The 10,746-nt window shown below is 61.7% G+C and carries 12 protein-coding genes and 1 pseudogene; 1 reads left to right on the top strand and 12 read right to left on the bottom strand.

Annotation, left to right across the window (positions count from 1 at the left end; all coding sequences use genetic code 11):
* Positions 1–212: 212 nt before the first annotated feature.
* From dsbG to CR103_RS15200, 12 genes and pseudogenes are all read right to left on the bottom strand, one after another.
* Positions 213–962, bottom strand: coding sequence for a thiol:disulfide interchange protein DsbG (gene dsbG, locus CR103_RS15245; protein ID WP_099916812.1), 750 nt, complete (start codon positions 960–962; stop codon positions 213–215).
* A gap of 40 nt (positions 963–1,002) precedes the next feature.
* On the bottom strand, positions 1,003–1,542 hold the full coding sequence (locus CR103_RS23480; protein ID WP_229443149.1) for a thioredoxin family protein: 540 nt from the start codon (positions 1,540–1,542) through the stop codon (positions 1,003–1,005).
* Positions 1,490–2,575 (bottom strand): annotated as a pseudogene (locus CR103_RS24330) (cytochrome c biogenesis protein CcdA). Before CR103_RS24330 ends, CR103_RS23480 begins: the two are co-directional and overlap by 53 nt.
* A 145-nt stretch (positions 2,576–2,720) precedes the next feature.
* Positions 2,721–3,593, bottom strand: coding sequence for a TlpA family protein disulfide reductase (locus CR103_RS15235; RefSeq protein WP_099916811.1), 873 nt, complete (start codon positions 3,591–3,593; stop codon positions 2,721–2,723).
* Between the two features lie 103 nt (positions 3,594–3,696).
* On the bottom strand, positions 3,697–4,029 hold the full coding sequence (locus tag CR103_RS23465; protein ID WP_229443135.1) for an IS66 family transposase: 333 nt from the start codon (positions 4,027–4,029) through the stop codon (positions 3,697–3,699).
* A 121-nt stretch (positions 4,030–4,150) separates the two neighbouring features.
* Positions 4,151–4,549, bottom strand: coding sequence for a DUF6444 domain-containing protein (locus CR103_RS23460; RefSeq protein WP_229443134.1), 399 nt, complete (start codon positions 4,547–4,549; stop codon positions 4,151–4,153).
* 117 nt (positions 4,550–4,666) lie between these two features.
* Positions 4,667–5,608: a CopD family protein gene (locus CR103_RS15225; protein WP_099916810.1), complete on the bottom strand. Its 942-nt coding sequence runs from the start codon at positions 5,606–5,608 to the stop codon at positions 4,667–4,669.
* Between the two features lies 1 nt (position 5,609).
* Complete coding sequence (locus CR103_RS15220) at positions 5,610–5,972, bottom strand: copper resistance CopC family protein (RefSeq protein ID WP_229443133.1); 363 nt, start codon at positions 5,970–5,972, stop codon at positions 5,610–5,612.
* A gap of 50 nt (positions 5,973–6,022) precedes the next feature.
* The gene (locus tag CR103_RS15215; RefSeq protein ID WP_099916809.1) at positions 6,023–7,402 is read right to left on the bottom strand and encodes a multicopper oxidase family protein; all 1,380 of its coding nucleotides are present in this window, start codon (positions 7,400–7,402) and stop codon (positions 6,023–6,025) included.
* On the bottom strand, positions 7,399–8,805 hold the full coding sequence (locus tag CR103_RS15210; protein WP_229443132.1) for a TolC family protein: 1,407 nt from the start codon (positions 8,803–8,805) through the stop codon (positions 7,399–7,401). Before CR103_RS15210 ends, CR103_RS15215 begins: the two co-directional genes overlap by 4 nt.
* Positions 8,802–9,194 carry a hypothetical protein gene (locus CR103_RS15205; RefSeq protein WP_143752637.1) on the bottom strand — a complete coding sequence of 131 codons (393 nt, stop codon included), beginning with the start codon at positions 9,192–9,194 and terminating at the stop codon, positions 8,802–8,804. The genes CR103_RS15210 and CR103_RS15205 overlap by 4 nt, the downstream gene beginning before the upstream one ends.
* Positions 9,195–9,309: 115 nt before the next feature.
* Positions 9,310–9,747, bottom strand: coding sequence for a hypothetical protein (locus CR103_RS15200; protein ID WP_099916807.1), 438 nt, complete (start codon positions 9,745–9,747; stop codon positions 9,310–9,312).
* Positions 9,748–10,078: 331 nt separating this feature from the next.
* On the opposite strand from CR103_RS15200, the gene CR103_RS15195 reads away from it, so the two are divergent.
* Entirely contained in the window at positions 10,079–10,741 is a 663-nt protein-coding gene (locus CR103_RS15195; RefSeq protein ID WP_143752636.1) for a hypothetical protein, read from the top strand.
* The last annotated feature ends 5 nt before the right edge of the window (positions 10,742–10,746 follow it).

Here is a 10,746-nt window from a genome sequence, read left to right as displayed (position 1 = left end):
GGCAGGCAGGGATAGTAAAAATCCATGCTGGACGCCGCGATTTTAAAGTAGTGTCAAGTAATTTTATGAAAATCTTGATAATAATTTACTGAAATGCACGCCATTCACTAACTTGGGTGGATTGGGTGGCAAGTAGGTATAAAAAGCGCCGACCTGCGGCTTGACCCGCTCAGGGCCAGCGAATGCTTTGGAACGAAATCGAATTTTCCACTTTAACGAAACTTGTTAAGCGAACTGTTCCCGTTCTTTTGTTCAAGAAAGCCGGTTATTGCCGGCAACTCGGACAAGCGCGGCATCCCGCCCTTCACCTGGACTTTGCCTTGCTTGTCTTTCCAGATAACGCCGGGCTTGCCATGATTTTCTTCCATCTTGCGAAACGCGGCAACTTGGTCGGCCGCCGCCATTATCTCGATCGCCTTCGGCATGCTGGTAGGACCGAGCGTGGCGACAGGAATCCAGCGCACCTGCAGACCGATCTTTTCATAAGGCTGCAAGGCAAGCCAGGTGTAGTGGCAAAACGGACAGTTGGCGTCGACAAACACGTACACGTACACGATACTTTTCGGGCCTGAGATAGCACCTTCCGCCACGTAGCTCGATTTCTCCAGTCGCTGGAACAATGCGCCAAGATCCGGCTTGGGAACGTATTTTTCCTCGTATAGGGCGCCAAAATTTTCGCCGTTCTCCCCAATCAGGGCACCCGCAAACAAGGTTTTCTTGTCCGCGGTCGTGTAGACAGTCGAGTAGCGTCCATCCTGCAACATTACCCACCCCGTCAGTCCGGATACGGCAGGGAAGCTTTTGACAACGTTGACGCCTGATTCGACTGCCCGGCGGATTGCTTTCGGATAAGGCTCCGCCGAAAAAACTGTCGAGGTTGTCACCAGCGTAGCGCCAACCGCGACGAACGCAACAGCAGCAATGTGCCGATTCATTTTGAAAAAAACAGGTGGTTTTATCATTGGATTTTCATTTGGCTAGTAGAAGAAAAATTGGTGTTGCCTACAGGGAGACAAGGAACTGGTCTGCCGGCTTAAAGCCAACCACCATGGCGTGGTTTAGTTCTTTGCCGGTCGCATCGAAAAAATAATCCTTGGCGGCCACCGGCCCGAACAGTCCGAACCGTTTCAGCAACTCCTTGTCGTCGGCGCTATTGGCAGTGACATCGACCTGCAGCAACAGCATGTTGTCGAGCCGGGCGCGGATGCGCGCGTCGGTAAAGGTGTACTTTTTCATTTCTTTGCACGAGATGCACCAGTCGGCATAGAAGTCGAGCATGACCGGCTTGCCAGCGGCCGACGCGAGCACTGCGTCGAGTTCGCCGATCGAGCCGATCCGCTTGAACTCGACTGCGTGCTCGGGCCTGTGGTTGATGGCGGCTAGTGGCGCGAGTGGATCGCCGGCGCCGGTAGCTATTCCGTTAAGCTGCACCGCACCCAGGCCGGCAAAGCCAACAGCCAGTGCGCGTGCCCGCCAGCTGCCCGATCCACTAAACACCAGCGACAGTGCATAACCGATCGCCAGCGCAGCCCATCCAGCCATTTGCGGCCTCGGTGAAAGCACCGGCGAGACGATCCACAGCGCCGTCGCGAGCATCAGCACGCCAAAAAAAGCGCTTGATGGCGTTCATCCATGGGCCCGGATGCGGTAGAACGGCGCCGGCGGAGCCACCAATTGCGAGCAGCGGTACACTCATCCCGGCTGCCATCGCGAACAATGCCGCCGCGCCCGTCAGCGCGTCGCGCGTCTGGCTGATATAGACCAAGGCGCCGGCCAGCGGCGCGGCCACGCAAGGCCCGACAATCAACGCCGACAATGCACCCATGACAAAAACCCCGGCATGGTTGCCGACCGTCTATTTTCCTGACGCGACAATTAACCTGGACTGGATCGACGGCGGCATCTGCAGGTCTAACAGGCCGTACATCGACACTGACAACGTGGCCATCAACAGGGCGAAACCGGACAATACCCAGCCGTTTTGCAGCGCAGCGGCTAGGCCGGCGGCGACGCCCGACAAGGTGTAGACAATTGCCATGCCGAGCGAATACGTTGCCGACAGCGCAAGGCCGTGTAGGCGCGAGCCACGCTGGCGGTCGCCGACAATGATCGATGACAGCATCGGTATCATTGGTAAAACGCAGGGCGTGAATGCCAGGCCGAGGCCGAGCAGCAAGAACATCGGCATGATCGCCAACAGGCTGCCGCCATGGAGCGTCGCGGCGATTGTCCCCAACGGTGCCGGCGACGCCAAGGCGGGCGCCGCGCCAAGTGCAGCCGGATCGACGCGCAGCAGGGTCGTCGTCGGCGCGTAGCACAAACCCTTGTCCGAACAGCCCTGGGAGGTGACCTCGAGAAAGAACGCTGTCGTCCCGACTTGCGGGATCAGGATCGAAACGCTGCCGCGGTAGGTTTCCACGTCTTTCTGGAACGTTTCGTCGAGTTTGACTTTGCCTGTTGAAAAGCGTGCTTGTCCGATCCGCCCCTCAGGCGCTGAAAAACGGCCCCGTCCCCGGTACATATAGTAGCCGTCAACCACGTCATAGCGCAGTTCGGCTGTTGACGCGTCGACCATGCGCAGCGTGGCGTTGAACGCCAGCTCAGGCGCGAGGAACTCTTCGTCTCCACGCGCGGGCGGTGCTAACGGCGAGCACCAGTCCCAGTGCCAGCGCCATGCATGCGGCGAATCAACCATCGTGCCCGTCCTAGTCGTGTTTGCATCATCGTCCCTGCATCTTTTCTGAAGGTACGATTGGCAGTACCGGTCCGCGCGACTGCGTCGGCTGTGCATCGGTGATCGCGGCGAGCCGCTGCGCCAGGCTGGCGGTGGACAGCTCCCCCAGCCGGCGTTCGATTAGTTTGCCTTGCGCGTCGAAGAACAAGGTCGCTGGCAAACCTTGCGAACCAATTGCCGCAGGCAGGCCGAACCGCTGGTCGAGCAGGATGTTGTCAAGCTCGATGCGCTCCGCCGCCAGGTAGGCGTGTACCGTCTCGGCCGACTCGCCCTGGTTGGCAAATACGAACGTGACACCGGGATAACGCAGTTGCGCCTCGCGCAAGACCGGCATTTCGCGTCTGCAAGGCGGACACCAGCTTGCCCACAGGTTGACGACCAGCGGCTTGCCGCGGAGCGCGTCGAGCCGGGTTTGCCCGCCGCGCAAATTGGCTAATTCGATGGCCGGAATTTGCATCGACTCTTTCGGCTGCATGGCGACTGCCAGCGCGGCGCCGGTCCATACCACCAAGCCGGCCACCGCGCCGGCTATCAGCGCACGGCGTTTCGACGGCATGCGCCAGCTCAACCACGCCACTGCCGCAACGCCGGCGGCAATGCCCACCCAGGAGATCCAGCCGCCGTCGCGCACATTAAATATGCTCCATGGGCTGCTCAGGTAGGCATCCTGGTAGCGCAGCACATAGGCTGCCCGCGCCGCGACAAGCGCGCATGCGATCACTATCCACAAGGTCGACTCGACCCGCACGCCGCTGGCACGGGCGACACGATTGGCCGCCGCTGTACCGAGCAGGATCGCAGCAAATGTTGCGAGCATATCGATTGAAAACGACATCGGACCGATATTTATTGCATCCATTAATTCATCCCCTTCCGGTTCATGCCCGACATTGCGGGCGCTAAAAAGATCTGTTGCGTTTCGTCGTTCATAGTTCAATTCAATTTTAGCAACTGTTCAGCGTCTATGCCGTGGGCCGGATGGGACTGCCGGCGCAGGCGCGTTGTAGCACCTCGAGCATACCGTGGCCCTGCATACGTAGCGTGTCGAGGCAGGATCGGATGACGCAGAAATTGTCGGCGCCTTCGACGATGCGAAAGCAGCCCGAAATTTTCTGTTTCACCTTGGGCATGCGCACGGCCCGTTCAGCCACATTGTTGGTGAACGGTACGGCAAGGTCGCGAATAAACAGCAGGATCGCGTCGGCATGCTTGCGCAAGCGCCGCAGCAGGTTGCATGCAACCGACTGCGTGGCGCGGCCTCCCTTCCAGACAGCAAGTTCGACCTCGGGATGCAACGTTTCGCCGGCGCCGACGATGGCATCATAAAGTGTCCTGAACGCGGCAATGTCAGATTCGCTGAAACGCTTTCTGGCCCTGCGTGAGGTGGACCGCCAGCGCCCGCACGTTGAGGCCGTATTACGCCGGCTCGGTCACGCTTGCCGGGACGGCACTGGTGTGCAGTTGCCCACACTGGCAGCGCAACGACAGAGTGCGCTGTTCGACGACATCGAACGCAGCGACGGGCACATCGACTACTTGGCGGCGTTCCCCGACGAGCGCATCGTGCAGTGGCAATTCATGATGACAACGCTCGCACTGTCCGGGCAGCGGGTAATCAATGTGCTCGGTCGGCTGCATGGCCTGCTTGAGTGTACTGCCCTTGTGGCCAGCTTGACCGCCGGGTGGTTTGCCGGAAGACTCGCGCAACGAACTGGTTTTCTTGGCAAGGCCATCGGTCGAGGGCGGCTTGCTCGAATTGTAGCTGTTCTTGTTGACCTTCGATTCGAGTGCTTCCAGGCGCGCCAGCAACGTCATTTCTGGCGTTCATAGGGGCTGAACAGTCACATCAGGAGAACGGTTATGCTCAGCTAAACATAACCGTTCCATTGCACCTCAAACCGCCTTTACGCGGCTTGCACTGGCGTTTTTCCTTCACGCGGCGCCGGGCGGGGGCGTCGAACTGAGGACGGCTGCCACGATCAGGACGCCCAGCAGCACCGTCGTCTCCAGCCGCAGGATCAACATGAAGCGCCGAACGTCCGATGCGCCCGCCGGGTCGTTGCGGCGCAGACCATCGAGTAACGATGGCATGACGAAAAACCGGTTGTAGCCGCCCATCAGCACCGCCACGCCGGCCAGGCTGACTTTGATGAAAAGCGTATTGGCATAAGGGTTGCCGGTCAGCTCGTTGATGCTGCCCAGATTGTGCCATGCGCTGAACACGCCGCTGGCCACGATGCCGGCCAGCGCGACCGTCGCCGTCGCGGACAAGGATTCGACGTAGCGCGCAGCGGCGTTGCCATCGTCGGCGCGCGCGCCGACCGGGTTTGCCAGGATCAGGGCACCGGCCACGAATACCTCGCCAACCCACAGGCTGATCATCGCCAGATGGAACCAGTCGGCAAGCATGGCCGGGCTGAAGTCTCCATCAGAAGAGGCGTGGCTGACCATGCTGCGCGTGTACAAAAATACCGCCAGGCCAAGCAAGGCAAGCGGCACCAACCATTTGCGGCGCCCTTCTCCCCGGACCGCGGCCGCCGCCGCCAGGCTGGCGGCCAGTGCGGACAATCCGATCATCCAGGCCGCGCCAAGATGCGTCGCGGTCAGCATCGTCCACAAGGCATCGCCAGCCTGGGCGACAGGTACTTCGGCCATCGACGCCGCTTCGAACAGCAACAGCCACGCGCTGGCTAACATCGCCGTCGTCAATCCGACCATGCTTGCCAGGCGGGCTCTGCCGCACTGGCGCGCGGCCCACGGCGACGCGCTGCCGGACAAGGGCAGCGACGCGGTGGTGGCGCCGACGGCAATGGCCGCGGCCAGGTTGAGTGCGACCGTGGCCACGCGCATCGCCAGTTGCAGGTCATCGGCCATTTTATTTGACCTTGAAGCCGAACTCTCCTTTGGTTTTATGGCCGTCGTGTGCCATCGCCGTCCAGCGAACCCGGTACTGGCCGGGCGCAAGCAGCGGAACCTCGGCGAACATGACCTTGGGGTCGGTCTTGTCGAGCGTGATTTTAGCTAAAGTAATCGCAACCTCGTTGGCGTCGACCAGCCCGATCTTGCTGAACGCCGGCTCGAGTTTTTCGTTGAACTGAAGCCGGATGTGTTTCGGGGCAGCCTGCAGTTCTGCCCCTGCCTTCGGCTCCGACGCGACGATCTTGCCGTGCGCCTGGGCGGCGGGTGCCGTCATGCTTGCAACCATGAGCGCGGTGGCGGCGATGTAGTTCTTGATCATGATGTTGTGCTCACAATGATGTAGTTGGCTCATGATAAACCGCAATAGCGTCAGTGGCCATGATGCGCGCCTCCCTTCTTGACGTTCATGATGGTTTCGCCCGGCACGGTGGCGGGCGCCTTGCCCGGCGCAGCGGCGGCGGCCGGCATGTCCCCGCTCCACTCGACAGCGACACTGCCTTTCGGGTGCTTGTACCAGCCCGGATCGGTGTAGTCGTTGCGCGCCAAACCCGCGCGCACCTTCAGCGTGGTAAACATGCCGCCCATGTCGATCGGGCCGAACGGTCCCTCGCCCGACATCATCGGCAGGGTGTTTTCCGGCAGCGGCATTTGCATGCCGCCCATCGAACCTCCCTTGTCGCCCATCACCATATAGTCGGGCACCAGGGAATTGATTTTCTGCGCCACGCCGCGCTGGTCGACACCGATCATGGTGGGCACCGAATGGCCCATCGCGTTCATCGTGTGGTGCGATTTATGGCAGTGAAAAGCCCAGTCGCCCGGGTTGTCGGCAACGAATTCGATGGCGCGCATCTGGCCGACCCCGAGGTCGGTAGTCACCTCCGGCCAGCGGGCCGAAGGCGGTATCGATCCGCCATCGGTGCCGGTCACCTCGAAACGGTGGCCGTGCACGTGCAGCGGGTGGTTTGTCATGCTGAGGTTGCCGGCGCGAATCCGCACCCGGTCGCCGAGGCGCACCACCATCGGGTCGATGCCCGGGAAAACACGACTGTTAAAGGTCCACAAGTTAAAGTCGAGCATGGTGTTGACCTTCGGCGTGTAGCTGCCCGGCTCGATATCGTAGGCATTCAGGAGAAAAACAAAATCGCGGTCGACTGCGTGCTGCGCCGGGTTCTTCGGGTGCGTGACCCAGAATCCCATCATGCCCATCGCCATCTGCACCATCTCGTCCGCGTGCGGGTGGTACATGAACGTTCCCGCGTGGCGCGCGACAAACTCGTACATGAACGTCTTGCCCGGATCGATGCCGGGCTGGGTGAGCCCGGTCACACCGTCCATGCCGCACGGTAAAATCTGGCCATGCCAATGGATACTGGTGTGCTCGGGCAGCTTGTTCGTGACAAAAATGCGTACCCGGTCGCCTTCGACGACCTCGATCGTCGGTCCCGGACTTTGCCCGTTGTATCCCCACATGTTTGCCTTCATGCCTGGCGCGATCTCGCGCACCACCGGCTCGGCAACCAGGTGAAATTCCTTGACCCCATTGTTCATGCGCCATGGCAAAGTCCAGCCATTGAGCGTGACGACAGGGTTGTACGGACGTCCGTTCGGCGGCGCCAGCGGGGCCATGGTATTGGGCGAGCCTTGCGTGGGGGCCTCGGGCAACGAGGCGGCGGCACTTCGTTTGACCGCGGCCGCACCGACCAGGGCCACGCCCGCGCCGCCTAAAAATGTTCTGCGTGATGTCATTGGGGTGTTCCTTGGTTTGGGGTGGTGTTTTGGTCTGGCGAGACTGGCAGGCGCCCGCCGAGCGCCGCTTCCAGGTTGGTTTGCGCCATCCAGAATTCCTTGAGCGCGTCGATGGTGCTGTTGACGGCCGCGGCCTGCTCGCGCGCGTCGGCCAGCAACTCGAAGGCGCTGACGAGCATGCCGTTGTAGCGCAGCATGGTTTCGTCCGAAATTTTCTTGCGAAGGGGGATGACCCGGTCGCGGTAGTGCTTCGCCAGGTCATACGAGGTGCGGTAATCGAGATAGCTTTCGCGCGCCTCGCTGCGGGCGTCCGTGGCCGCCTGCGCGACCTTGTTCACGGCCTGCATGTAGATCGCTTCGGACCTGGCGACACGCGCGCCGCCCCAGTCGAACAAGGGCAACTCGAGCGATATGGCGTAGCCTGGCGCGGCGCCCTCGCCCGCCCCCGCGTTCCTGACGTACCCCAGATCGAGCACGTTGACAAAGCGCGTCGTTTTTGTCAGTCCCAGCGACGACGCGCTCTGCGCTGCCTCGACCCTGGCGGCCTGGATGTCGAGCCGTTCGCGGATCGCAATGCGCTCGATGTCGCCCAGTTCGGCCGGCACAGCCGGCAGGTCGGGAAGGCGATCGGGCAGCAGATAGCTGCCAAAGGTCCCCCACAAGCCCATCAGCCGGGTCAGGTGCTCGCGGGTGGCCACCGCGCGTTTGCCGGCCCGGGCAAGCGCAGCTGACGCCTCTGCTTCAAACACCTGTTGCCGCGCCAGATCGAGCTGGCTGAGGTTTCCCGCTTGCGCCATGCGCCCGGTCAGTTCAAGGCTGGCCTCGGCCGAAGCGGCAACCTGGCGCGCATAGGCCAAACCCTGGATGGCGGCGACCGCGTCGAAATAAGCACGCCGGGTCTTTGCGGCATGCTGGAACAGCTCGTTTGCCACCATCAGCTTTGTTTGCTCGAAACGCCTGTTCTCGATGCCCTGCGCAATCGGCGCGGTCAACAGGCTCACCAGGCTGAACGTCAGCGAGCGTTCGATGTTGACCGAACCGCCCTCGCGGGTGCGCTGGAACGCGAACGAGGGATTTTGCAGGCGCCCTGCCTGCACCAGGTCGGCCTGGGCGATACCGACGTTCCAGTACATCGACTGCAGTCCCCGGTTGTTCAGCAGCGCGATCTGCACGGCGTCGTCGGCCGTCAGCGCCGAGCGCAGCTTCCCGGTGATCAAGGCGGCGAGCGCGCGCTCGTCTTGCTCATTGCGCACAAGGCGCGCGTCGTGACCCACCCGCGCGTTTGCCAGCGCCGATACTGCTCCGAAGCCCTGGTCGCTTGGCACCGACGCGCAACCGGCCAGCAAGCCAACGGCGATCAGGGCAGAGGCCAATTGCGCCGCCGTTACATGCCGCTGCTTCATTTGTGCTCCATATGCTTGTGCTGATCCGACTCGGGCTGCGCCGCCGGTTCCCCCGGCGGTGTCGCGGCATGCTGCGCGTGCTGAGCGTGCTGAGCGTGCCCCTCAGGCCGGGCCGGTGCCGAACCCTGCATGTCCATCGTCAACGACATCGAATCGATTGACGCGACTGCGCGGTTGAGCGCCTTCCAGTTTTCGGGTGGCATCGATGCCGGCGCTGTCGCTGGAGTCGTTTTTAACAGCGGTTCGTAGCGTGTCGCAGGAACGGCTGCACGCTCGTCGGCCGGGTCGGGTAGCGCTGCAGCCGGGCCGCCAGCAGCAGCGGCGGCAGCGGCAAGTGCCCAAAAGCCGAGCGTGGCGAGCCCGTGGGCAAACGTAATTGGTCGTTTCATTGTCATTCCTTGCTGATTGAATTTGGCAACAGGCAGGGTCAGTAAGAAAACCCGCGGCTATCGGAATTAATAGCACCTTCGTTCGCAAACGAAGGATGCACGGCCGTGCGATTTTTCAAGTCAGCGAGGCTTGAGGGGGACGTTCCGGGAGAGCGAGATCGACGGCGGGAGTGAACAACAAGTCAAACGGAACGACGGTCAATTGTTGGGCTTCGACAGGCATGCGCATCGTGTGGGCAACCGCCATCGCGGCGCCAAGGCAGCAGGCCGAACATGCATTGCATTGACCGCCGGCGTCATGGTTCGGCGACGCCGTGTCGCTTGTTTCGGCATGGTTGGCTGACATATCGGCGCCGGCAGCGTGAGCGATGTCGGCACGCACGGCAAGCAACATTGCCTGGTGATCATGCGCCGGGGCCGGCGCATGTGGGCCCATCGTACGGGATGCAGTCCCGAGCGGCGCGCACAGCAGCGTAGTCGCAAAAGCATAGCCCTGGAGGGGGACTGCCAGCAACATGCACCACACCAGCACTGAATTGAACAGGTTTTTCACGGCAATTATTTTAGCACACGAAAAAATGCCAACTCGTCAGCTGCCAGCCGCCGGTTCGGTATGCCGGCCGAATTCATGCTTGACCTTCACACGCTGAAACGGTTCGGGCAGTGCGACGTTGCAAGCTCGTTGCACTCTTGCCAACTGCGTTGTGGGCGTACAACTGATCAGGCAGCCAGAGGCCGGTGGCGACACGATTGTAATTGCGGCAGAAATGTTTTCCGTGGGAGTATAGCCTCTTGTAATTTTACTGTCGTCCCCCTCCACAGCTCGGTTATTGACGCGCGGCTTGTGCCGTCGGCGCCTCCCGGACAACCGCAAAAAGGCAGCCATGCAGCTTGATCCCCAGTCGCTCCCCAACCCTCGCACCTTGGGCAACAGGGCCATGGCGCTGGCCATGCTCGATGCGATCATCTGTCCCGAATTCCAGTATCGTTATTTCAGTTACGATGCCAATTGGGGCAGTGGCGAGCAGGTGGCGGTCATGCGCAACGGCGACGGCGATCACTGGTTCCTGCACATGTCAAACAGCGGCGCAGTTATCAAAGGCTACGTGCAGGAGCTGCCGCGCGGCGAATCGCGCGTGATGGCGCTTGAAGTGCAGCGCCGCGTGCCGGAACAATTCGGCGCCTTCCTGCACGAGCCGGCGTTTGCGATGGACGCGGTCAGCTATTTTTACTATCGCCGCGGCAGCGACCTGGCCTGGAGCCGGGTCGCGCATCCCGACGTCGGCCTGGCGAAGTGGTCGGACGGCTCCGCAGACTACCTGTCGATCCTGCTGGCGCCAGCCAGTTGCTACTACGACTACGCTACCGACTACTTCGAATGCGAGCCGCCGCTGCTCAGCATCGAACACATTTATGCGCTGGCCCCGCTGACGGCGGCCATCGTCAAGTCGCTCAACCCGCAAATGACGCTGGACCAGGCGCGCGCGGCGGCCGACGCTATCGGCTATCCGGCCCGGGCCGCGGCGCGCGCCACCCTCGCCTGCTGATCAGC

The organism is Massilia psychrophila (assembly GCF_002760665.1).
Classification (GTDB): domain Bacteria; phylum Pseudomonadota; class Gammaproteobacteria; order Burkholderiales; family Burkholderiaceae_D; genus JAFCUW01.
Note: the sequence above shows the minus strand (reverse complement) of the source record. Positions and strands in the feature narration are given on the sequence as shown.